Origin of the sequence: Faecalicoccus acidiformans, assembly GCF_014202635.1 — a bacterium.
GTDB classification, from domain to species: domain Bacteria; phylum Bacillota_I; class Bacilli_A; order Erysipelotrichales; family Erysipelotrichaceae; genus Faecalicoccus; species Faecalicoccus acidiformans.
Genome location: NZ_JACHHD010000004.1, coordinates 44120 through 67257 on the forward strand (window position 1 = coordinate 44120; position 23138 = coordinate 67257).

20 protein-coding genes and 1 tRNA gene are annotated in these 23138 nt (G+C 38.8%); 4 read left to right on the forward strand and 17 right to left on the reverse strand.

What is annotated here, in order from left to right; genetic code table 11:
- Nucleotides 1–40: 40 nt before the first annotated feature.
- Genes HNQ43_RS02725 through parE form a run of 3 tightly spaced genes read right to left on the reverse strand, consistent with a single transcriptional unit; the run spans nucleotide 41 to nucleotide 5340 of the window.
- Complete coding sequence (locus HNQ43_RS02725; RefSeq protein WP_183374539.1) at nucleotides 41–931, reverse strand: DMT family transporter; 891 nt, start codon at nucleotides 929–931, stop codon at nucleotides 41–43.
- The gene (parC, locus tag HNQ43_RS02730) at nucleotides 918–3416 is read right to left on the reverse strand and encodes a DNA topoisomerase IV subunit A (protein ID WP_183374540.1); all 2499 of its coding nucleotides are present in this window, start codon (nucleotides 3414–3416) and stop codon (nucleotides 918–920) included. Before parC ends, HNQ43_RS02725 begins: the two co-directional genes overlap by 14 nt.
- Nucleotides 3403–5340 carry a DNA topoisomerase IV subunit B gene (parE, locus tag HNQ43_RS02735; RefSeq protein WP_183374541.1) on the reverse strand — a complete coding sequence of 646 codons (1938 nt, stop codon included), beginning with the start codon at nucleotides 5338–5340 and terminating at the stop codon, nucleotides 3403–3405. The genes parC and parE overlap by 14 nt, the downstream gene beginning before the upstream one ends.
- Nucleotides 5341–5478: 138 nt before the next feature.
- Between parE and plsY the strand changes: the two genes are divergently transcribed.
- Both plsY and HNQ43_RS02745 read left to right on the forward strand, forming a co-directional pair.
- Nucleotides 5479–6102 (forward strand): glycerol-3-phosphate 1-O-acyltransferase PlsY, encoded by a 624-nt coding sequence (plsY, locus tag HNQ43_RS02740; protein WP_183374542.1) that lies wholly within the window; start codon nucleotides 5479–5481, stop codon nucleotides 6100–6102.
- Between the two features lie 50 nt (nucleotides 6103–6152).
- Nucleotides 6153–6569, forward strand: a complete 417-nt coding sequence (locus HNQ43_RS02745; RefSeq protein WP_183374543.1) for a competence protein ComK — start codon at nucleotides 6153–6155, stop codon at nucleotides 6567–6569.
- On the opposite strand, the gene HNQ43_RS02750 is transcribed toward HNQ43_RS02745, so the two are convergent.
- The 10 genes from HNQ43_RS02750 to HNQ43_RS09280 all read right to left on the reverse strand — a co-directional run bounded on the left by HNQ43_RS02750 (nucleotide 6566) and on the right by HNQ43_RS09280 (nucleotide 16069).
- Entirely contained in the window at nucleotides 6566–6997 is a 432-nt protein-coding gene (locus HNQ43_RS02750) for a RidA family protein (RefSeq protein ID WP_183374544.1), read from the reverse strand. The genes HNQ43_RS02745 and HNQ43_RS02750 overlap by 4 nt on opposite strands.
- Before the next feature lie 12 nt (nucleotides 6998–7009).
- Nucleotides 7010–9301, reverse strand: coding sequence for an FtsK/SpoIIIE family DNA translocase (locus HNQ43_RS02755; RefSeq protein WP_183374546.1), 2292 nt, complete (start codon nucleotides 9299–9301; stop codon nucleotides 7010–7012).
- Between the two features lie 14 nt (nucleotides 9302–9315).
- Nucleotides 9316–11004 (reverse strand): ribonuclease J, encoded by a 1689-nt coding sequence (locus tag HNQ43_RS02760; RefSeq protein ID WP_183374548.1) that lies wholly within the window; start codon nucleotides 11002–11004, stop codon nucleotides 9316–9318.
- A 26-nt stretch (nucleotides 11005–11030) separates the two neighbouring features.
- Nucleotides 11031–12464: a tRNA (N6-isopentenyl adenosine(37)-C2)-methylthiotransferase MiaB gene (gene miaB, locus HNQ43_RS02765; protein ID WP_183374550.1), complete on the reverse strand. Its 1434-nt coding sequence runs from the start codon at nucleotides 12462–12464 to the stop codon at nucleotides 11031–11033.
- Between the two features lie 83 nt (nucleotides 12465–12547).
- A complete protein-coding gene (locus tag HNQ43_RS02770; RefSeq protein ID WP_183374552.1) occupies nucleotides 12548–12721 on the reverse strand; it encodes a 4Fe-4S binding protein in 174 nt (57 codons plus the stop codon).
- Between the two features lie 135 nt (nucleotides 12722–12856).
- A complete protein-coding gene (gene rny / locus HNQ43_RS02775; RefSeq protein ID WP_420537341.1) occupies nucleotides 12857–14416 on the reverse strand; it encodes a ribonuclease Y in 1560 nt (519 codons plus the stop codon).
- A 260-nt stretch (nucleotides 14417–14676) separates the two neighbouring features.
- Entirely contained in the window at nucleotides 14677–15123 is a 447-nt protein-coding gene (locus HNQ43_RS02780) for a GNAT family N-acetyltransferase (RefSeq protein ID WP_183374556.1), read from the reverse strand.
- Between the two features lie 160 nt (nucleotides 15124–15283).
- Nucleotides 15284–15359: transfer RNA gene (locus tag HNQ43_RS02785), tRNA-Ala, on the reverse strand.
- Nucleotides 15360–15380: 21 nt separating this feature from the next.
- Nucleotides 15381–15551 (reverse strand): 50S ribosomal protein L32, encoded by a 171-nt coding sequence (gene rpmF / locus HNQ43_RS02790; protein ID WP_183374558.1) that lies wholly within the window; start codon nucleotides 15549–15551, stop codon nucleotides 15381–15383.
- Between the two features lie 11 nt (nucleotides 15552–15562).
- On the reverse strand, nucleotides 15563–16069 hold the full coding sequence (locus HNQ43_RS09280) for a YceD family protein (protein ID WP_183374560.1): 507 nt from the start codon (nucleotides 16067–16069) through the stop codon (nucleotides 15563–15565).
- 76 nt (nucleotides 16070–16145) lie between these two features.
- Between HNQ43_RS09280 and HNQ43_RS02800 the strand changes: the two genes are divergently transcribed.
- Nucleotides 16146–17165: a nucleotidyltransferase family protein gene (locus HNQ43_RS02800; protein ID WP_183374562.1), complete on the forward strand. Its 1020-nt coding sequence runs from the start codon at nucleotides 16146–16148 to the stop codon at nucleotides 17163–17165.
- Nucleotides 17155–17706, forward strand: coding sequence for a YdcF family protein (locus HNQ43_RS02805; RefSeq protein WP_183374564.1), 552 nt, complete (start codon nucleotides 17155–17157; stop codon nucleotides 17704–17706). Before HNQ43_RS02800 ends, HNQ43_RS02805 begins: the two co-directional genes overlap by 11 nt.
- Before the next feature lie 17 nt (nucleotides 17707–17723).
- Here the strand turns inward: HNQ43_RS02805 and HNQ43_RS02810 are convergent, their stop codons facing one another.
- From HNQ43_RS02810 to ruvB, 4 genes are all read right to left on the reverse strand, one after another.
- Nucleotides 17724–19928: a RelA/SpoT family protein gene (locus tag HNQ43_RS02810; RefSeq protein WP_183374566.1), complete on the reverse strand. Its 2205-nt coding sequence runs from the start codon at nucleotides 19926–19928 to the stop codon at nucleotides 17724–17726.
- 19 nt (nucleotides 19929–19947) lie between these two features.
- Nucleotides 19948–20469 (reverse strand): adenine phosphoribosyltransferase, encoded by a 522-nt coding sequence (locus HNQ43_RS02815; protein ID WP_183374568.1) that lies wholly within the window; start codon nucleotides 20467–20469, stop codon nucleotides 19948–19950.
- 63 nt (nucleotides 20470–20532) lie between these two features.
- Entirely contained in the window at nucleotides 20533–22086 is a 1554-nt protein-coding gene (locus HNQ43_RS02820) for a single-stranded-DNA-specific exonuclease RecJ (RefSeq protein WP_183374570.1), read from the reverse strand.
- Nucleotides 22087–22136: 50 nt separating this feature from the next.
- Nucleotides 22137–23132, reverse strand: coding sequence for a Holliday junction branch migration DNA helicase RuvB (ruvB, locus tag HNQ43_RS02825; RefSeq protein ID WP_183374667.1), 996 nt, complete (start codon nucleotides 23130–23132; stop codon nucleotides 22137–22139).
- Nucleotides 23133–23138: the final 6 nt, after the last annotated feature.

A 23138-nucleotide genomic window follows, 5' to 3' on the forward strand; every position in this document is an offset into this window, starting at 1 on the left:
CATCCTCACTGTTATAACTATAAGATATATTACTATTTTTTTATTCTTTTGACAACCGTTTGAAAGTTCGATTTCTTTGAAAGAGATCCGATCCTTCAACCAGCAAAACTGAAGAAAAGATCAATAAACCTCCAACGAGCATCACGATCGACTTTTGCTCATGCAATAGTAAGAAGCCAAAAACATTCGCAAATAGAGATTCCGTACACAAAAGCACACTGGCACTGGCTGCATCGGTGTATTTTTGAGCAAATGTCTGTAGCTGAAAAGCTAACCAAGTTGCCACTAAAATCATATAAAGGCAACTTAAGATTGCGTCCACAGAAATATGTGTTGGCCAAGTTTCCAATAAGAAACAACCTGGTATAGAGAGTAAAGCAGCCATGCTCATCTGGACTGCGTTAATCACCGTGACGTCTTGATCTTTTGAGGAATACTCCAAAGACAAAATATGGCACGCGAAAAAGAATGCACAAATCAAAGATAATAGATCTCCAAAAGATAATAAAATCGATCCTTGTGATAGAGACAAACAACCAATGCCGCACAAACAGACAACGCTGGCAAGGATCTGTATGCGCAATGGACGTCTATGAAACAGGATCCAAGCAATATATGGAACCAGAACAACATTAACAGCCGTCAAAAAAGCATTCTGGCCTGTATTTGTCAAATCCAGACCAAATGTTTGAAACGCAAAAGCTGCATACAAAAAGATACCAGATAGAGCACCTTTTTTTAAGGCCTCTCGATTGATATGACATCCTTTTACTTTTACAACACACCAGCTAACGATGCTGGCTCCAAGAAAACGGATCCATAAAACAGTGAAAGGATCAAAGGTAGAGAGTGCCGCATCGGTGGCGATAAAGCCCCCACCCCAAATAGCTGCAACCAGCAGACATACAAAATTAGCTTTATTTTTCGTCATGATCAACCTCAAATAAAGTCATTTGTTGTGTCTCTTTCTCATGAATCCATTCTCCATCCTCGATCGTTTCTAGAGTGGATGAAACCACAAAGTTTTCAATCAGACCGTAAGGAGTTGAGAATGTAGATTCTGGATTCATAAGAGGTACAGAAGCTGGAAAAACCGTGACTCTTTCTTTGGCATCCAGCACAACAGGAGCTTGAAGATCTTTTACTGGCTGTAAATAATAAACCTGACTTGGATTCGATTTTACAAACTTACAAATTCGATTTCCTTTGGCCGGACGTCGAAATTCTGGAATCTGAGCCTTCTTCAATCGTTTCATCTGCCCCTTTTGTGTCATAAACAAAACTTGTCCATCGTCTTTCGTTAAAATACACACACAAGAAATAGAATCCTTTGATTCCAAATTCATGGCTTTGACACCTTTGGAACGCAAAGAGACAACAGGAACTTGATCAACGCCATACGAAAGGGCAAAACCATTCGTCGTCGCCAATAGAATCTTGTCATCTTGATGGAAAGACGGAATCGCCGCAATCATCTCATCGGCTACACCAATCTTCATACATAAGATTGTTTTATTTGCACGAGACACTTTTAATTCATGAAATGCAGTTCTCTTGATCATTCCATAACGGGAAGCATAAATGATATCAACATTCTTTTCAAACTGATCAAGAATCAACGCCTGAATAATCTTTTCATTTGATTCGATCTTTAAATAATTATTCAAATGTTTGCCAAGGTCCTTCCATTTCGCTTCTTCGATGGAATATACCGGCAAATAACCATAGGTTCCTCGATTAGTAAAGAAAAGAAGTGTAGAACGAGTACTGCATTGTCCAGAAAATAAAATGGGATCTCCGTCTTTATGTCCACTCATGGCATCACCTGATGCATTATAAGAACGCAGACTTACTCTTTTTACATAACCATCTCGAGTCATGGTTACCATCACTTGCTCATCAGCAATCATCGCCATAGGATCAATCACAAGCTCTTCGATTTGATTTTGAATCAACGATCGGCGCGGAGATGAAAAAATTGTATTCATTTCTTTTAATTCTTTGATTAAAAGACTGTGTAGTTTTGTTCGACTTGAGATGATTCCTTCCAAAAAGCGTATCTCTTTTTGTAAAGAATCATATTCATCTCGTAATTCTTGAATATCCGTATGCGTCAAACGATACAACCGCATCGTAACGATTGCTTCAGCTTGTTCATTTGTAAAAGAGAATCGTTCCATCAAACGATATTTCGCATCCTGCTTATCTTTGGAGGAACGAATCAAGACAATAATTTCATCCATAACTGACACTGCCTTGATCAGACCTTCTAATATATGAGCGCGAGTTCTTTTGGCATTTAAGTCAAATCGGCTGCGACGCAAAACAACCTCTTCCCGATGACTGATAAAGGAATCCAATGCTGTCGCTAGAGACATCTGTACAGGTGCCTTGTTGACGATTGCGATCATGTTGTAAGTATAAGAAATCTGTAAATCCGTATTTTTATATAAATAATTTAAAATAGATTCATCGCTGGCATCCTTTTTCAGATCGACAACGATACGCAAGCCATTTCGATCGCTTTCATCCCGAACATCTAGAATCCCGTCCACTCCTTTGTTCAAACGGATATCGTCAATCTTTTTGACCAACTGACTCTTGATTACTTCGTAAGGAATTTCTGTTACAATCAACTGTTTGATTGTCCTCGTTTCTTCCATATGAACTTTAGAGCGAATCAAAATCTTCCCTTTTCCTGTCGAAAGAGCCTCTTTGATGCCATCGATTCCCATAACAATTCCACCAGTTGGAAAATCTGGCCCTTTTACAAACTGCATCAGTTCCTCTAATGAACATTCTGGATTTTGAATACGATAAATAGCCGCCTGGATGACTTCATTCAGGTTGTGTGGTGGAATGTTAGTCGCATAACCGGCTGCAATTCCAGAAATACCATGCGTTAACAAGTTTGGAAAACGAGTCGGTAAAACAGTTGGCTCCATTTTTTCATCTGAGAAGTTAGGAGCCCATTGAACCGTATCTTTTTGAATATCTTGCAAAAGAAAATCACTGATTTTAGATAGTCGAGCCTCAGTATATCGCATAGCAGCCGCAGGGTCATCATCAATGGATCCGTTGTTCCCTTGCATATCCACCAGCGGATGAGTTATCTTCCAAGGCTGAGATAAACGCACCATCGCATCATAAACCGAACTGTCTCCATGAGGATGATAGTTACCAATGACATTACCAACGGTCTTGGCACTTTTACGGTATGGCTTCTGATAAGTGTTTCCATCCTCAAACATCGCATATAATATTCTACGCTGCACAGGTTTTAATCCATCGCGCGCATCAGGTAGAGCACGCTCTTGAATGATGTATTTTGAATACCGGGAAAAGCGGTCCGCCATGATATCTTCTAATGAATTTTTTAAGATATGCTCTTGATGTATGCCATTATTCTTTTTCATGACGCACCTCCTTTGCATAATCGTCTTCCAGTGTAAAAACGACATTATCTTCAATCCAGTTTCGGCGAAGCTCTGCTTTATCACCCATAAGCTCATGCACGCGGCGTTCAGCCATAACTGCATTTTCAATCGTCACACACAGTAAAGTTCTGGTTTCCGGATTCATCGTTGTATCCCATAACTGTGACGCATTCATTTCCCCAAGTCCTTTGTATCGAGTAATCGTATACCCTTTTTTTAGTTCTTGTTTCTTATCTTCTAGTTCATCATCGGTATAAAGGTAGTATTCTTCTTTCCCTTTTGCGATTCGATATAAAGGCGGTAAAGCGATATACAACATTTCATGATCGATCAAATCTCGCATGTATCGGTAAAAGAAAGTAAGTAAAAGATTCTGAATATGAGCTCCATCATCGTCCGCATCGGTCATGATAATAACTTTATAATAATTGGAGTCTTCAGCATTGAAATCTTTTCCAACCCCAGCCCCCAAGGCATGGATGATCGTATTCAATTCCTCGTTCTTTTCAATATTTTCCAAACTAGCTTTTTCGGTATTTAATACTTTTCCACGCAGAGGAAGGATGGCCTGATACTTTGAGTCGCGCCCTTGTTTGGCACTTCCGCCAGCAGAATCACCTTCGACAAGATATAATTCTTTACGACGTGCGTCTTTGCTTTGGGCATTGGCCAATTTACCTGAGAGTACTCGTTCAGATTTTTTATTTCCTTTTCCTTTTCTGGCCTCCTCACGGGCTTTTCTTGCGGCTATACGCGCGCTGGCCGCTTTTAAGATCTTACGTACAAGAGCATTTGCAGTTTCTTTATTCTCTTCTAAAAAATAACGAAGATTTTCACTGACTATCGATTCAGTCGCCGGCTTAGCCTCCGGTGTTCCCAATTTTTCTTTTGTCTGTCCTTCAAACTGGAGAAGATTTTCCGGAATGGTTAAATTAATGACAAGAGTCAGACCTTCACGAATATCATTTCCTTCAAAGCCTTTATCTTTGTCTTTCAAAAAACCATTCTTTCTGGCGTACTCATTAAAAACTTTCGTAAATGCTAATTTGGCACCCACTTCATGACTGCCGCCATCTCGCGTTCGAACCATGTTGGTAAAACTAAAGACGTTTTCTTGATAATCATCAGTATACTGAAAGCACCCGCGAATACGGATCCCATTTGATTGTCCTTCAAAACTGACTGGCTCATGCATTGGTACATGATCTTGATCAATTTCCTGAATAAAGGCTTGAAGACCATTTTCATATTTATAGGAAGTTTCTCTTTTTCTGTTTCGAAGATCAGTGACAACCATTTCTAAGCCCTCTAATAGAAACGCATCTTCTTGAGCTCTTTCACATATTTTGGAATAGGAAAATATATTTTGTTTAAAGATTTTAGGGTTCGGTAAGAACTGAACTGTACTTCCAGTACGATTTGTCTTGCCTATTTTTTTCAATTTTCCAATTTTTTTACCACCATCTTCAAATAAAAGGCTCCATACATCTTTTCCATCATAGACCGTTACCTTACACCAGCTGCTCAAAGCATTGACAACACTTGCGCCAACTCCGTGTAAACCTCCGGCACTTTGATAGCCTCCTGAGCTAGAAAATTTACCGCCAGCATGAAGTACAGTAAAAATGACTTCTAAAGTGCTGACACCAGATTTGTGTTTCCCTACCGGCATTCCTCTGCCGTGATCCTCAACGGTAACGCTATTATCTTTATTCAAAGTAATCTGAATCTTATTTCCATAACCATTTAATGCTTCATCAATTGCATTATCGACAATCTCCCAAACTAAATGATGTAGTCCGCGGCTGTCGGTTGATCCGATATACATACCTGGGCGTTTTCGTACTGCATCCAGACCTTCCAATATCACTATACTATTTTCATCATAAGAACTTTTAGGCATCTGATCATCCTTTCAACAATCTATGATTATAAGGTAAAAATCTGTATTTTTCAAAAAGATTCCTCAAATCGCATACCGTGGATTTTCATTTAGTGCAAAAACTGATAAAATAAGGAAGAAATGAAAAGGTGATCGATCATGAGTTTTCTGGTTTTATTAATTTGTATAGTAATGGGATACATTTTAGGCTCTATTCCATTTGCTCTTGTCGTTGGAAAAGTGTTCTATAAAACAGATATAAGACAATATGGTTCCGGCAATCTTGGAGGCACCAATGCCGGTAGAGTTTTAGGACGAAATGCCGGAATTGCTGTCATAGCTTGTGACATCTTAAAGGTAGTCCTTGCCATGGGGCTTGCCAGCTTGCAAAGCGAGGCTTGCAGTATCTGGTGTGGAGTCGCTTGTTGTTTAGGTCATTGTTATCCAGTATTTGCTCATTTTAAAGGCGGAAAAGCCGTCAGTACGATGTTTGGCTTTTTAGTCTCATTATGGTTATTTACATTCCATGATATCAGCTATGCCCTTGTTCCATTAGGCATGTTTCTTGTGATATTGTATCTGTTTAAATACGTGTCTTTGGCAAGCATTGCAAGTTCTATTTCAAGCTGTATGTATATTACGGCACAAATTCTCTCGCTCGATTTGAATAATTTGATGATTATTCTAGCCAGCTGGCTCATGATGTTCCTGATTATCTATCGACATCGCTCTAATATTCAAAAAATAATGAATGCAACAGAAAATAAAATTAAGTGGATGTAATAAATTCGTAAGAACACCTCTATAGAATAAAGACTAAAGAGGTGTTTTTTATGTCAGATAATTATCTATATTATGATTATGCCACCAGTTCAGTCTGTAAAGTAAAAGAAGATATCCAAGAATATGTACCTGATTCCAGTATGCATCATTTCTTAGATCATCTTTGTATCCTTCATGGCTCCACACTGGAAGGAAGACGAGATGCTTTTCGTATATTGATGAATAAATCTCGCTTTATCCCTATTGTTGTCAATCAAAACCCTCACGAAATCTATTTTCCAATCAAATCCTTGAAAGACCCTACGAATACATGGATCTGTTATGAAAACATTGAAGGTTTCATCGAGCACAAAAAAACATGTACGATCGTTTTTAAAGATCATACATGTTTAGAATGTGAACATCCTCAACGAATCAAAGATAATATACGAGCAATTCGAAGATATATCAAAACTTTAGATCTTTAATTTTGACAATCTCCATCACAATGAGAACATCCTCCAGAACAACTGTGTTCCTTTTGGGCTTTCTCATAGCGTAATGTATTTACACCCAAGGCTTCTATACATACTAGAGCATCGTTCTCTAGTCGATCCGCTTGTATCAATGTACAAGAAGGAAATGGAGGCTCTATAAACTTTGAAAATACATCTAAAAACTCTTTTTTGTCATCTAGATTTTTTAAATATACGGTAAATTTAACAAGATGATGCATTTTTAAACCAAAGGGTTCAACAGCATCCATTAAAGCGTTAGCACAGGATATCGTTTGTTCAGCAATAGTATTTCCCTTTCCGGTTTGACCGCTGACATAGACAAAATCTCCCAGACTAACAGCTTTTGAAACACAGGATCCTTCCTCTTGGATTCCGCTGGAATTTAAAAAGATATTCATTTCAGTATTCTCCTATTCTTCATCTGAATCTTCTAAAGTATTTTTTACAAGAATGGCTCTAGGTTTTGAACCGTTGGCCGGGCCGATAATGCCCTGCTCTTCCAATGCATCAATCAATCGAGCAGCTCGAGAATATCCAACTGAAAATTTTCTCTGAATCAATGAAGTGCTGGCTCTTCGTGACTGGATCACAAAACTTTTAACTTGTTCATAGAGCGGATCTAAACACTCGCCAGAGACTTCGCCTCCCTGGTTTTGTAGATCCTTAAGTTGTATAAACGCATCATCATAATGTGGACATGCTTGCGTTTTAACATATTGAGCAATTCGATTGACTTCTTCATCATGGACAAAAACTCCTTGGATTCGTTTTGGCGTGCTTTCCCCATTAGGAAGATACAACATATCCCCATACCCGAGCAAGCGTTCTGCTCCTGCTTGATCCAAAATCGTCCTGGAATCTGTTGCCGAACTGACCGCAAAGGCAATTCGCGAAGGAATGTTCGCTTTAATAACACCTGTGATCACATCTACACTTGGTCTCTGTGTCGCAACAATCAAATGAATGCCGGCAGCTCTAGCCAATTGTGTAATTCGCTGGATACTGGACTCAACTTCTTTAGCTGCGACCAACATTAAATCGGCTAATTCATCAATAATAATCACAATTCTAGGCAAAGGGCGAAGGCTTTCACCAGGATGATTTAGAACTTGCTCATTATAAGACTGAATATTACGAACACCTAAACGGCCAAACAGATCGTATCGATGTTCCATAATATTGACAATAACTTTCAGCGCTTTATTTGCCAAGTCTCCATCAGTAATAACGGGCGCCAGCAAATGAGGTACATCATTATATGGCGTAAATTCAACCTTTTTAGGATCAATCAGCACTAATTTTACTTCATCGGGACGAGTGCGCATCAGAAAAGAAGAGATGATTGAATTGACACAAACAGATTTACCAGAGCCTGTGGCTCCTGCAATCAAAAGATGTGGCATTTTATCCAATTCACCGTAAACTGAGTTTCCCATCAAATCCTTGCCCAAACAAAATAGAAGTTTCTTTTCATTCATAGATTTTGGAATGTTGCATAACAGCTCTTTGATCTGCACTTCCGTCTTCTCAACATTCGGTATCTCAATCCCGACTGCGTTTTTACCTGGAATCGGAGCCTCAATGCGGATATCTTTAGCAGCAAGCGCCATTTTGATATCGTATTGAAGGTTGCTGATTTTATTGACTCGAACGCCAGTCTCGGGGCGAACTTCAAATTTTGTGACGCTTGGTCCAATATGGACTTGAACCAGGGTCGCTTCAACTCCAAATTCATGAAGGATCGAAATCAACTTCTGTCCTTGAATTTTGGCAGTTTGTGAATTTACATTGTTCTTTTTTGAACGTTTCAAGATATCGTTTAAAATCGTGAACCGTGGCAAGCGATAATTCGCATAGGCTTCTTCTTCATTTGCGATATATTCTGCGGGTTCCGATTGTATGGGCTTTGAACCAACATCAAAGTCTTCTTCTTCTTTGGCATCCATGACCGTATGATAGGCCGGTTCCAGAACTTCGGGTTCGGCTTCTGGCAGAGTCAATTCAGGATCGATATCAAGAAATATTGAGGATGGATCCGTTGAATCTGTCTGTTGATGTTTGTTCTTTCGTTTCGGTGCAACTTTAGCCTGTTTCGGTTTTTCTTTAGAACTCGATTGCCGATTTCGAATTGCCTGAACCATATGATCATAACCAAACAAGAAGATTGCGATCAAAAATAAAAAAATAAGAATTACATAACATCCAGTAGAATCAAACAAGCTGTGAAGCATCCCGACAATCAGAGCCCCTAATAAACCACAACGGGTAATGTTGACTCCTCGTATATATGCAAATAAATCACTGATGATGGATTGAAGCGCACTCCAGCTTTGTCCTTGTGTCAATTCATGGAGCCCCTGCAGCAATAACCAGCCGATCATTGCCAACAATATGGCAGTCCAATAACGTGTGTTGATTTTTCGAAAATCAAAACGAAAGAGATCCAGAACACAGAAAAGCGTGACCATCAATAAAAAGAGTATTGTCAGATTTCCGATAAAAAGTGAGATCAAATGAAAGATGATCTTTCCTACAACACCAAATTGAAACAAAGCAATGATGCTCAAAGCAACGCAAGAAAGGAGAAGACACACGCGGACAAGATTTGTGTCGTTCCTGGCTGCCTGTGTCTTAGTCTTTTTATTTCTTCTTGTTGATTTTGAGCGGGTGTTTGATTTACTTTTTGATTTGGCTGCCGCCATTTCACCAACTCCTTCTATTGATTGATTTCTAGGATAACCGGTAAGACCATCGGTCTTTTTGCGGTCTGTTTAAATAAATACTTTGAAATTTTATCACGAATCTCATTGCGTGTTTGCATATTCTCATACGTTTTATTCTTCACGGCTTCATTAATGGTTTCTTCCATGATCTTTGCGACATCTGTCGTAATATACTCTGCATCTTTTACATAGATCAGTCCGCGTGTTTGCACATCTGGACCATTGATGATCTTTTTCGTCTTGGCATCTAAACCTATCGCCAAGATCATAACGCCATCAGTAGAGAGGATCTCTCGATCTTTCAAGACGACACCTGCCATATCCCAGTTTTCTTTTCCATCGATCATGACATCGTGCAATTCCAGTTCCATCGAACAAGAACGTAATTTTTGGTTTTCAAATGTCGCCACTTGGCCATTATCCAACAAAATGATTTGAGAAGGACTATAGCCCATTTCCATTGCGATTTGAGAATTCATATAAAGATGACGATATTCGCCCTTGACTGGAATATAATACTTTGGCTTAGTCAAAAAGATCATCATCTTCAAGTCTTCTTTCGAAGGGTGCATGCTTAAAACATTCTTATCTAAAACAAGAATCTGCCCTTCTTCTTTATAGATGTCATTCTCCATGGACTTAAAGACTTTTTCGACACCTGGAATCACCGGCGAAGCAATGACAACCACATCATTTTGATCAAAATCGATGTCTTCTACTTCATCATTGGCTATATTTGACAATGTCTTAAACAAAGACTTGCCCTGACCACTGATGATAACTACGACATCTGTTTTCTGCGTCTTGATCATAGAAGGATCCAAAATCAGTTCATGAGGAATGGAGAACCCCATTTCTTCCAAATTTCCAATCAGATCCCTTAATTCTTTAGTATAAAATATCATGGGACGCTGATAACGAATGCAGGCATCTATGATCTCCTGAATCCGATATACGCTTTGTGTATAGACACTGATAAATACCCGATTGTGCTCATTTTGTTCCAGCACACGTGCAAAACGATCTTCAACACGATGATTCGGTGAAGTATGACCTGTCCTTTCAGCACCTTTGCTTTCTTGTAAAAGAACCAGGACTCCTTCATTTCCAAGTTTAGTACATGTAGTAAAGTCTCCACGATAACTGTCATGAAGATCATCATAATCCTCAATAAACTCGCCCGAATAAACGATATATCCCTGTTGAGAAGAGATTGCAACGCCAAACGTACCAGGATAAGCATGAGTCACTGGAAAAAAGACGACCTTATGATTTCCGATTTTTCTATTATCGTGTCTTTTAATGGTATAGATCTTTGCACCTGTGATTCTTTCTTTACGAAAAGCTTTATGGATGGCTTTGCTGGCTAGAGGAGAAGTATAAATATTGGCTTTTATATTTTTCATCAGATAAGGCAATGCTCCCATCACATCATCATGGCCATGGGTGATAAATATGCCGGCGATCCGATCTTGATTCTCAATCAAATAAGAAAAATCTTGAACTATAAATTCAATCCCTAAAGATTCTTTCTCATCCGGGAATTTGATACCTGCCTCAATGATATAGATATCCTGGTCAATTTCAACGACCAACATATTTTTTCCATCTTCATCCAAGCCGCCTAACGCAAAAATCCGTATTGTTTCTTTGAGGTTTTGTTTTTTATTATTTGTTTTCATATTTCCTCGTTTCTTAATTTATTATATCATATGGCTTCCCCATCGAGAGAGAATGTTTTTCCCTTTGTGATACGAACTTGCACAAAAGTTCCTGGCTCTATATTGTGACCCGTAAAATTAACTAGTTTATTTGTATCTGTATAACCTGAATAAACATGATTATCTTTCTTGCTGAAGCCATCCACCAGCACAGTCACTACTCTGCCTTCATATGCTCTGTTTTTTTCAAGAGCATACTGATTCCATATTTTATTTAAACGTGCCAGACGTTTTGACTTTGTATCCATATCGATTGGATCATCCATAATGCTCGCTGGTGTTCCAGGGCGAGCCGAAAAGATAAACGTATAACAGTTATCAAATTTACACTCTTCCACTAAAGAAATCGTATTTTCAAACTGCTCATCACTTTCATTCGGAAACCCTACAATAATATCTGTACTGATCGAAACATTAGGAATCCGGTCTTTGATTTTATAAAAGAGTTCAAGATAAGACTCTCGTGTATAACGTCGCCCCATTCTTCGTAAAATTTCAGAATCTCCAGACTGCAGCGGCAAATGGACAAAAGGCATTACATTGTCATATCGAGCAATCACATCGATCATATCATCGGAGAAGTCCCAAGGGTGAGATGTCGTAAAACGAATTCGAGGGATACCTGTCTTTGCACAAGCTTCTAATAAATCTGCAAAGTTAAGATTTGGATCGATATCTTTCCCATAGGCATTTACATTCTGTCCCAGTAAAGTGATTTCTTTATAACCTTGTTGTTTAAGTTCTTGTACTTCATTAAGAATCTCATGCATCTGACGAGATCGTTGTTTCCCACGCGTATAAGGCACGATACAATAGGTACAAAATTTATCGCACCCGTACATGATATTGACCCAAGCTTTCGTTTTTCCAAAACGATGAACTGGTAAATTTTCGTAAACTTCCCCTTCTTTGGAATAAATCTTAACAACGCGTTTTTGTTCATGCATTACTTCATACAACATGGTCGGAAGATCTTGAATATTATGTGTCCCAAAAATCAAGCGAACTTGCGGATATTTAGAAAGTAGATTCTCAACAAAGCCCTCTTCTTGAGACATACAGCCACAAACACCGATCACAAGATCTTCGTTTTCACGATACAAACGTTTGAAATTTCCGATTTCACCCAATACTTTTTCTGTTGCATTTTGACGAATGGCACACGTATTGATTAAAATGACATCAACATGTTCAGGGGATTCACTTTTTGTAAATCCTAAAGAATCTAAAATTCCTGCCAATGTTTCGCTATCTCGTTCATTGGCTTGACAGCCATAAGTAGAAATATAATATGTCTTGTTTTGACCCATCCACTTTGCCTCTTCAGGAATCACAAATTGGTCAAATCGTGGTACGGGGCTATTTGATCGTTTTCTCGCTTCATTCAAATCAGGCAAGATCCAATCCGGTCTTAGTTTCATGAAAACCTCCTAATAATATTAAAAGTTTTGTATCTTATTCAAAAAAAAAGCCAAGCACTCGGCCTGGCCTCACCTATCGATAATTACTGAGAAATAGCTCCTACAGGGCAAGTTCCAACGCAAGAACCGCAGTCGATGCAAGTTCCTTCGTCACAAGTAGACTTTCCTTCATCATCCATAGAAAGTGCCCCTACAGGACATCCACCAACGCAAGCAGCGCATCCGATGCAAGCATCTTTATCAATAGTTACAGCCATATTTAAGCTCCTCCTTATTTAACTTTATTTATAGTATAGACGTTAAATTTAGGGGATTCAAGCCAAAGTAGTAAGTGAAAACTTACTGTAAAAAAAATGGAAGACGGACGTTAAGAACGCCCGCCGATTTTTGTCTTATTTTGCCAGCTCTTGAGCTCGGACTTCGCGAATCACATTGACTTTGATTTGACCTGGGTAAGTCAGTTCTTCTTCAATTTGTTCACGAATCTGACGTGCCAATTTTACACAAGTTTGGTCATTAACAGATTCCGGATTGACCATGACACGAATTTCTCGACCGGCTTGGATCGCATAGGCGCTTTGGACACCTTCATAAGATGTTGCGATCTTTTCAAGGTTTTCAAGACGATCAATATATGCTTGTGCACTTTCCTTTCTTGCTCCAGGTCGAGCAGCACTGATCGTATCAGCTGCAATCACTAGATGACTCGTTAAGAACTTAGGTTCTACATCGCCGTGATGAGAAAGAATCGCATTAAGAACAATTTCTTTTTCACCATGTTTCTTACAGAATTTATATCCAAGTTCAACATGAGATCCATCCTGCTGTTCAATGTTTAAAGCTTTTCCGATATCGTGTAAAAGACCTGCACGCTTAGCCATCTGTTGATTCAAACCAAGTTCGGCTGCCATAGCCCCAGCCAGATAAGCCACTTCCATGGAATGCTGCAAAGCATTTTGTCCATAAGAATAACGATATTTTAATGTACCGATCAGCTTAACGATTTCACGATCAATTTTGCCGATCCCGAGTTTAAAGATGGCATCCTCTCCGGCTTTTACGATCTCCTGGTTGATCTCCGTTTGATATTTTTTAACAACTTCTTCAATACGACCAGGTTGGATTCTACCATCACGAATCAAGTGTTCCAGAGCTAGACGAGCCACTTCACGACGAATAGGATTAAAACAAGTGATCGTAATCAAATCTGGAGTATCATCGATATTTAACTCAACACCGGTAGCTTGCTCAAAAGACCGAATATTTCGACCCTCACGACCGATGATGCGTCCTTTCATCTCTTCTCCCGGAATGCTTACAACGCTTACCGTGCGTTCCTGCGTTTCCTGCTGGGACATTCTTTCGATAGCTAAAGCAATGATATTTTGTGCTTTTTCCTTTGCGGTTGCCTTTGCCTCTTCTTCTTTGTCCTTAATATATGCGATTGTTTCATGTTCCATCTTTTTTTCTACAACTGAGAACAATTCTGACTTCGCATCCTGTTGCGACATCTTCGCAACTCCTTCCAAGATGACGATTTGTTGATCGATCTGATCCTGGAGCTTTTTCTCTTTGGTCTCTAAGGATGATAGTTTATCAGTAACTTTCTGCATTTTTTCGGTAATCTGACGTTCTTTTTGATTTAAAGCTTCATCACGAAAATTCAAATTATCTTCTCTACGAAGTAATTTGTTCTCAAGATTCTGAATTTCTTGGCGTCTTTCCTTGATGTCTTTTTCGGCTTCGATCTTTAAATCATGAGCCTGTGTCTTACCGTCTAAAACCGCCTGTTTTAATTTTGCTTGCGCTTCTGATTCGGCGTCTTTTAAAATTCTTTCTGCTTCTTGCTGATTTTTATTGAATCCGGCCTTGTTGTAAACGACCATGCCGCCGCCACCAAGTGCCAGTCCTATGATCCCTGAGATAAGAGCAGTAATTGGGTCCATACTCATACCTCCTATTTTTTGTTTTTTTTAAACAAAAACCATTAGTATTATACATGATACACCACTTAAAGTCTATTGTTAAATAGACTTGATTTTTCACATAAATTAGAACAAATCCGCTAAAAAATTGAAATTTGTAACAACAATTGACCTGGTTTTCTAAAGAAAAATTTGTGTTTCTTAAGTATTCGTCTCCATTGTTTTGTCTTTTTAAAAAAAACTAATTTCATCTTGAATTATCAGATACGGAAAATGAATCTATAGACTCATTCTTTTTCCATCAAGAAGTTTGTTAATGCGATTCCTTTTCGAATCACATTATTTGTCTTTATCAATTTATAGCCTCTTTTTTCAAAAAAACCTTTTGCGGTGATCGAAGCATATGTCGTAATCTTGCATTGAGTTAACTTTTCTAACTGATCACATAACATTGTCGCAATGTGTTTGTGCTGATGATCCTTATGGACATACAGCATATCCAAACAGCCTTGGTCATCAATATTTCCGAAACCAACAAGTACTCCATCATCAAAAGCAACAAGTGTATGCGATGATAAAAAGCGAGAAGTCCACAAATCTAAATCTGGATAACCGTCAGCCCAAACATTCAGTTGTGCACGTGTATAATGTTTTCTGTTAATCGTATGAACAGTATCATAAAATAACTTGGTTATGGCTTTACAATCTTTCCTATCATACTTACGGATGATCATAGGTATACTCCTTTTTTTGCTATGCATAATGATATTATAACGGGGTTTCATACGAGATTTAAATTTCCTTTTGAAGCGTTTCTTGTATTGTTGGGCAACAAAACAGTATATTACCAATAAAGCACAAAAAAAGCCTTTAAACAAAGGCTTAAAAGACGATTGGTGGAGCGTAGGGGGTTCGAACCCCTGACCTCTACGCTGCCAGCGTAGCGCTCTCCCAGCTGAGCTAACACCCCAAAAAGAAAAAGGGCAAGCCCTTATCCTTCGATAATTTTCTTGCCATTGTATTCTCCGCAAGAACACATTTTATGAGCAAGTTTATATTCACCACAGTTTGGACAGCGTGTTAAAGCCGGTTTCACCAATTTGTAATGAGTTCTACGTTTTGCCTTACGTGTTTTTGATCCTCTTCTCTGCTGAACAGCCATGATTACACCTCCTAGTCATCATCCATTTTGAATTCATTTAACTTAGCCCATCGTGGATCGATCTTATCCTCTTTAGGATCCTGATCTGACAAAACCTGCCATCCATCTCCTTTAGGATATTGATCTCTTGGCAAACGAGTGATATGCATTGGTGCTTCATAAATCACTGCCTGCAGGATCTCCGGATTTAAATCGATCGTATCTTTTTTGACCACGATGATCTCATCATCGTCCTGTGTTACAGGATCGAACGAATATGTAACTTGCGACGTAGTGTCAAATATTACTTCCAGGTCTTCTAGAGTAATGGAATCAGGAACGATCATCACCCCATCCAATTCCAAATCGGAAAAGACCAAAGAAGATTGGTCAAACTGTAAAGTCCCAGTTATATGAACCTCTGGAATGGATTTGACTTGAGTATGACGTAGAAAATCGTTATCCTCCACAGAAATCCATTCATCAATAGATATGACTCCATTTTCCGCCATTTGGAAATCTTTTTTGGTAAATTTCACGATTTTCACCTCATGTCGCATTTGATATTATATTAAAAGCACTGACGAAAGTCAATATAAATGGTAAACTATATTCATGAAAATAACAGGAATCATTGCGGAGTATAATCCTTTTCATCAAGGCCATATCTATCATATACGAAAAACACGTGAAATAACAAGGTGCGATTGCTTAGTCGTCATTGTTACAGGGTATTTTTCACAACGAGGATTACCCTCCTTATTGCCAAAAAAAGAAAAAACTCGTTTAGCATTAGAATTTGGTGCAAATCTTGTTTTGGAATGTCCAGTCTGTTTTGGATCCCAAAGCGCAGACTATTTTGCTCGCTACAATATTCAGTCCTTATCCTGCATTCCAATTGACACTCTTTGTTTTGGCAGCGAAACCAATAATATCTCTACGCTAGAAGAAAAGCTAAAAGAAATGGAATCGACACCCGTCGATCCAAGATTAAGTTTCAATCAAAACTTAGAACGCAAAACAGGGCCTAATGACCTTTTGGCCATGTACTATATAAAATATTGTCGCCAATTTGGGATACAACCCGTTTCGATTCAAAGAAATCCTATCTATCAAAGCGCGACGCAAACCAGAACAGATTTTTTTAACGGAAAAGATGTACCCTATAAATCCCTTTTCTTTATTGAGCAAAATTTTAATTCATATTATCCTTACCTATCTTTGACACTTCAATTAAGTTCTCCTGCAGAACTTGCACAGTATCACCTTGTCAATGAAGGAATAGAACATCGATTACAGGCTGCGAGTCAAAAGGCAAAGAACTGGGATGAGTTTTTATCCCTGACCATTACCAAAAATTATTCACGTTCCCGTATTCAAAGGACTTGTTTAATGATCTTATTAAAAATCAAAAAGTCAGAAATGATCGATCATGATTTCTTTCAACTGAAAGTATTGGGATTGGATTCTATAGGTAAAGAATGTTTAAAACATATCCATAAAGATCGACTGATCATGCGATTTAATCAAATGGATCCGTTTTTACAAAATATCGAATTAAAAACAAATATTTTATATAACAGCGTATTGAAGAGCCCTATTCAAGAAGGTCCGGTGATTCTCTATGATCGCTAGTTTAATTTTGATTGTTTTGATCCTCCTGATCCTTATTACAACATTCCTCTACCGTCATTATTTTCCGCCTATCCCAAAAAAAGATGAGCATTATCCATATGCTATCTTATTAGGCTGCCCAAGTCATGATGACGGCAGCTACGCTTCGAGTCAGATCAAAAGATGTGATTTGGCAATTGAAGCATATAAAAAAGGATTCTATGACACTTTGATCCTAACTGGCGGAGCCGTCAAAAACCAATATATTGAAAGCGAACAGATGGCAAAATATATACTAAATAAAGAATCTGTCCCAGTTTGTTGTGAAAAGGAATCTCAAAATACATGGGAAAACTTTCTCAATGCGAAAAAAATTATAGGTGATGAACCCGTTCTTATTCTGTCCAGCGGTACACACATCCGCAGAGCTTGCGCAATAGGCCGCCATTTTTTCAAAAAATATGGAGCCTTATGGTATGTGGATCATAAACCAAAACATATCATTCGCGAAATCATTTCTCGCTGTATCTACATTTCTATAGAATTAAAAAAGAAGCAATAACGAAAATTGCTTCCTTTTTATTGTATCGTACGGACAACTTCGTTCACACTCCGTACCTTTTTTAAATTAGAAATAATCAATTGTAGATGATCGGCATCTCGAACCGTAATCCGAAGTTTAGTGGTCGCAGTCAAATCATTTTCATCCACACAGGAATCAACATGCTTTAAATAAGCATTACATTGCTGCAAAGTCGTAACGATGTCACTCAACAAAAAATTTCGATCATCACTATAGACTATCAATTTAACTTCATAACGCTTCTCATCAAGATTCTCAGCCCAACTCACTGGAATCAATCGTTTCTTTTCCTGTAAAATATTCGGGCAATCCGAACGATGGACCTTGACTCCCTGCCCTTTTGAAATATAGCCAACAATTGTATCCCCTGGAATAGGAGAGCAGCAATTAGCTAATGATACTGCAATCGTATCAATTCCAGGAACGATGACACCGCAACTAGTAGCTTTTTGCTCTTTGGCAGGTGTTTTATTGAATTGCTTAAATATTTCCTCGTCGCTTAAACCCGATTGTCTTGTTTTTACCAAACGGTCAACTACCGACTGTATCGAGACCCGCCGATTAGCGATGCCGATATAAAGATCATCCAAGTTTTTGAATGACAAAGAGCTTAGAATCGGCTCTATTCTCTTTGGCTGCAGTAAGGCTTCGTCCAACTTTTCTCGTTTGAATTCTTCCGCCAGTGCTTCCTGCCCTCTTTTGATCACTTCTCTGCGATCGACCGTCTCTTGCCGTTGTAAGAAAGATCGAATCTTATTGCGAGCATGCCCGCTTTTGACGATCTTGATCCAGTCTTTTGATGGCCCCGGTGAATTTTTGTTCGTTAAAATATCGACTACATCTCCGGTTTTTAAAGGCGTATTCAATGGGACGATCGCTCCATTGACCGTAGCACCAACTGTTTTATGCCCGACCTCCGTATGTACCCGATATGCAAAATCGATCGGTGTCGATCCGCTTGGTAGAGCTATGACTTTTCCCCGAGGCGTCAAACAATAAACATTCGCTTCAAAAATATCTTTTTGAAGTACATTCATATATTCTAGTGGATCTTCACTCTCCTCGTCTGTCATCATCGAAAAATCTCTAAACCACGATAACTTATCTTCGATCTCTTTTTGTTCAATTTCCGGAGCCGAATTTGGCCGTTCTTTGTATTTCCAATGAGCCGCAACACCTCTCTCCGCAATCGCATCCATATCTTCTGTACGAATTTGGATCTCAAAAATATTCCCATGTTGTGGTTCTACGATCGTAGTATGAAGTGACTGATACATATTTGCTTTTGGCATTGCAATGTAATCTTTAAAACGTCCCGGAATCGGACGATATGTAGCGTGAATATAACCTAAGATTTCATAACAATGAGTTACTGTATCTGTAACGATTCGAATCGCAAGAAGATCCAGAATTTCTTCAAACCGTTTATTCTTCGTCACCATTTTCTTATAAATACTATAAAAATGTTTAGAGCGGCCAAAGATGCGATATGGAATATGATAACTATCAAGAATGACTTTAATGTCCTCGATCATCATATCGACTTGTTCATTGCGCTCTTCTTCCCGTTGTTTTACCAACCCTTTGATCTCATTGTATTTTTTAGGGTCAATGTATTTGAAAGAAAGATCTTCCAGTTCATTTTTGATGGCACTAATACCTAAACGATGTGCAATCGGTGCATAAACACTCAAAGTCTCCTGTGCAATCCTTTTTTGTTTTTCCGGTTTCATGAATTCCAGTGTTCGCATATTATGCAAACGATCCGCTAATTTAATCAAGATCACACGAATATCTTTTGCCATCGCAATAAAGAGTTTACGATGATTGTTTGCCTGATATTCCTTCTCATCTTTAAATTGAATGTTACCAATCTTTGTGACAGCATCAACCATCGTAAGAATTTCTTCGCCAAATTCGGACTTGATCGTCTCTTCAGTGACTTCATCACAGTCTTCAACTGTATCATGAAGCAAACCAGCCGCAATCGTCTTAGGACCACAATGCATCTCCGCTAAAGTATCCGCCACCTGAATAACATGACTGACATAGGGTGCTCCACTCTTTCGAAATTGACCTTCATGATGTTTTTGAGCAAACTGATAAGCTTTTGTGATCAATTGAATGTTTTCTGGACGTTTGATGTACGTCTTGATATGTTCCAGACATTCATCAAAGCTCACTTCTTTTTTATGTGGCACATCAAGCCCTCCCTTATAATTACTCTCCTTGATAATGAACTAAAGAGAAAAACGGTATTTCATGAAATCGGTCTCTGCCTTTGAGATCATCTAATTCAATTACACAGGCAACGCCAACAACTGAGGCTTGCATGCGCTCAACCATCTGAATCATAGCTTCAACCGTTCCGCCAGTGGCCAGCAAATCATCAATAATAACAACTTTTTCTCCTGGGAGAATGGCATCCTCATGAATTTCCAAAGAATCTTCACCATATTCCAGTTGATAAGATTGGGAAATCGTTTTTCGGGGTAGCTTCCCCGGTTTGCGAACAGGGGCAAAACCAATTTTACAATTCATGGCAACCGGAATGCCAAAGAAAAATCCGCGAGCCTCTGGCGCAATGATCTTAGTTGCCTTTGATTCCATCACGAATCGGCTCAGTGACTCAACGACCTGCATCATGCACGCAGGATCATCCAGAATAGGAGTGACATCCCGGAAGATGATGCCTGATTTGGGAAAATCCTTAATATCCGCAATATATTGTTTTAGATCCATTTTGATAAGCTCCTTTAAATTACCTCTATTCTACACGAAACATTCCATGAAAACAAAGGGCTTTTACTTATAGAGAATAGAGTCGATCACAAAGTTGACACGTTTCGTTCCGCGATAATAATTCATTTGCGGCTGACCGACAAAAGATCGAATCGCATTGACGCTTTTATTTTTCTCTGTTTTTGGAATATTAAAGTATATACAAGTCAAACCTGAATCTAAAGTATAGCGTCTATGCTTTCCGTTACTAAAATCATAAAACGACTTGATTTGCGTCGCATCTACTTCAATAGCAGGAAACTCAAAACCTGGACCAAACGGCCTTAAAACATCTAATTCTTCCAATGTAGAAACCGTGAGTTCTTCAGGTTTTACATATAAAGTAGATTTAGTCTCCAATTCCCATGCATAGGAATTTATCTTATTTCGAACATAATCCACAAATGAGTTGAAGTCATGCAGATGCAAAGAAAAGCCTGCTGCCTGATCATGACCGCCTAAAGCATCATAATCAGAAAAATCATGTAAAAAATCCATACAATTAAAGCCTCTGGGCGAACGCATACTGGCTTTGTATCCTTCTGGATTCTTCGCAAACACTATGACTGGTTTTTGAAATTGAGAACATAAACTTCCCGCAACCAAACCTATGATTCCTTCATGAAAACTTGGATCTTGCACCATAATAACCGGCTGAGAGGATACACACTTGGAAAGTGCGGTCTCCTTCATCTGGTTGCTGATTTTCTTTCGTAAATCATTCAAATGCGTAATTTGCATATGGAAACTTCGTATCTTTTGATCATTCTGATTCAAAAAATAACGTACAGCGTTGTTCACATTGGCAAGATTGCTCAAACGCCCAATCGCATTGAGTTTGGGAACGATCTGAAAACCAACGCTCACTTCATTCAAGATAGGATCATCCGCCAACAAGGAACAATGCTTTTCTTTTGATACATTTAAAAGCGTCAATCCATTTTGAATCAGAGCACGTGTTTGACCCGTCACCTGCATTACATCCCCTATACTGGCGATGGCAGCCAAAATAAGATGATAATCACTATCAACCGCTAACATCCTTATGCACTCATAGGCAACACCCGCACCACAGAGTGTCGAAAATTCTGGTTCTAAAAAATCAGGATGGATCAGCAAATCACAATCTACAGAATCATCTAAACAATGATGATCCGTCACGATTGTTTCCATTCCATAAGCTTTTGCCAGTTTTAAAGCAGATTGCGCTTTCACTCCGTTATCAACGGTAACAATGATCTGATATCCTCTTTGATGAGCTAATGAAACAGTTTCCTCATGAAGGCCATAACCTTCTTTGATGCGATCCGGAATATAAAATCCCGTTTCAATTCCCATCTTGGTCAAACCATCAACCATGATCGTAGTTGCTAAGATTCCATCACAATCATAATCGCCGGCAACTAAGATTTTTTTATGTTGTTTTTTTGCTCCGTTGATTCTTTCTACAAAATTATGCATACAAGAAGCGTCGCTGACAGGGGCGAGCTTTTGTTTTGTTGTCCAATAATCCCATTTGGATGAATCTGATTCTAGAAAAGAAAGGATTTTTTTTGTAAATAATGATAAATTTTCCATGGTTCAATTATAACACGCGCGTCAAAAAAAGAGCGGTTTCCCACTCTTTTCTACTCAAAAATCGATCCTTGCACTGGAATCTTAAGATGTTCGTATGCTTTAGGAGTCGCCACTCGGCCACGAGGCGTACGGTTGATAAATCCAATCTGTAAAAGATACGGCTCGTAGACATCCTCCAATGTCATCGGTTCTTCTCCAATACTAGAAGCAATTGCCTCTAAGCCAACAGGACCTCCTTTAAATCGTTCGATGATCCCACGCAAATATTTATGATCAACCGAATCCAATCCCAGGTGATCCACCTTCAAGCGATCCAACGCATCTTGTGCAACATCTAATGAAATAATTCCGTCGTTATAAACTTGAGCAAAATCTCTAACGCGTCGAAATAGACGATTTGCAATCCTTGGTGTGCCGCGTGAACGCATCGCAATCTCTTTTGTGGCCTGTGCCTCAATTTTTGTATCCATTACACAAGAAGTACGATAAACGATTTTTTCCAAATCTTTTAAAGAATAATATTCTAATTGAGAGACAATTCCAAAGCGATCACGTAAAGGAGCACTTAGATCTCCTGCACGAGTTGTAGCGCCCACCAAAGTAAACGGAGGTAAGCTCAATCGGATATTATGAACTGTAGCGCTGTCTTTCCCTACAAGAATATCCAAGCAATAATCTTCCATAGCCGGATATAAAACTTCTTCAACTTGTTTTGGAAGACGATGAATCTCATCGATAAATAAGACATCGCCAGGCTCCAGCGTCGTAAGAATCGCGGCAAGATCGCCACTTTTTTCAATACTGGGACCACTTGTTGTTTTAATATTTCCACGCATTTCATTCGCTAAGATATAAGCTAAAGTCGTTTTCCCTAGGCCAGGAGGTCCATAGAGCAGCACATGATCCAAAGCTTCTTGTCTTTGTCTGGCTGCATTGATGAATACACTTAAATTTTTCTTTAAATCCGTTTGCCCGATATACTCTTCCAAGGAACTTGGTCGAAGTGTTTTTTCATATCCGTCTTGTTCCTGCATATGGGCATCCATTTCTCT

What these genes read in the sequence shown, in the direction of transcription:
- HNQ43_RS02725 (WP_183374539.1), bottom strand. Translation starts at nt 931, where the DNA reads ATGACGAAAAATAAAGCTAATTTTGTATGTCTGCTGGTTGCAGCTATT.
- parC (WP_183374540.1), bottom strand. Translation starts at nt 3,416, where the DNA reads ATGAAAAAGAATAATGGCATACATCAAGAGCATATCTTAAAAAATTCA.
- parE (WP_183374541.1), bottom strand. Translation starts at nt 5,340, where the DNA reads ATGCCTAAAAGTTCTTATGATGAAAATAGTATAGTGATATTGGAAGGT.
- plsY (WP_183374542.1), top strand. Translation starts at nt 5,479, where the DNA reads ATGAGTTTTCTGGTTTTATTAATTTGTATAGTAATGGGATACATTTTA.
- HNQ43_RS02745 (WP_183374543.1), top strand. Translation starts at nt 6,153, where the DNA reads ATGTCAGATAATTATCTATATTATGATTATGCCACCAGTTCAGTCTGT.
- HNQ43_RS02750 (WP_183374544.1), bottom strand. Translation starts at nt 6,997, where the DNA reads ATGAATATCTTTTTAAATTCCAGCGGAATCCAAGAGGAAGGATCCTGT.
- HNQ43_RS02755 (WP_183374546.1), bottom strand. Translation starts at nt 9,301, where the DNA reads ATGGCGGCAGCCAAATCAAAAAGTAAATCAAACACCCGCTCAAAATCA.
- HNQ43_RS02760 (WP_183374548.1), bottom strand. Translation starts at nt 11,004, where the DNA reads ATGAAAACAAATAATAAAAAACAAAACCTCAAAGAAACAATACGGATT.
- miaB (WP_183374550.1), bottom strand. Translation starts at nt 12,464, where the DNA reads ATGAAACTAAGACCGGATTGGATCTTGCCTGATTTGAATGAAGCGAGA.
- HNQ43_RS02770 (WP_183374552.1), bottom strand. Translation starts at nt 12,721, where the DNA reads ATGGCTGTAACTATTGATAAAGATGCTTGCATCGGATGCGCTGCTTGC.
- rny (WP_420537341.1), bottom strand. Translation starts at nt 14,416, where the DNA reads ATGAGTATGGACCCAATTACTGCTCTTATCTCAGGGATCATAGGACTG.
- HNQ43_RS02780 (WP_183374556.1), bottom strand. Translation starts at nt 15,123, where the DNA reads ATGATCATCCGTAAGTATGATAGGAAAGATTGTAAAGCCATAACCAAG.
- rpmF (WP_183374558.1), bottom strand. Translation starts at nt 15,551, where the DNA reads ATGGCTGTTCAGCAGAGAAGAGGATCAAAAACACGTAAGGCAAAACGT.
- HNQ43_RS02800 (WP_183374562.1), top strand. Translation starts at nt 16,146, where the DNA reads ATGAAAATAACAGGAATCATTGCGGAGTATAATCCTTTTCATCAAGGC.
- HNQ43_RS02805 (WP_183374564.1), top strand. Translation starts at nt 17,155, where the DNA reads ATGATCGCTAGTTTAATTTTGATTGTTTTGATCCTCCTGATCCTTATT.
- HNQ43_RS02815 (WP_183374568.1), bottom strand. Translation starts at nt 20,469, where the DNA reads ATGGATCTAAAACAATATATTGCGGATATTAAGGATTTTCCCAAATCA.
- HNQ43_RS02820 (WP_183374570.1), bottom strand. Translation starts at nt 22,086, where the DNA reads ATGGAAAATTTATCATTATTTACAAAAAAAATCCTTTCTTTTCTAGAA.
- ruvB (WP_183374667.1), bottom strand. Translation starts at nt 23,132, where the DNA reads ATGGATGCCCATATGCAGGAACAAGACGGATATGAAAAAACACTTCGA.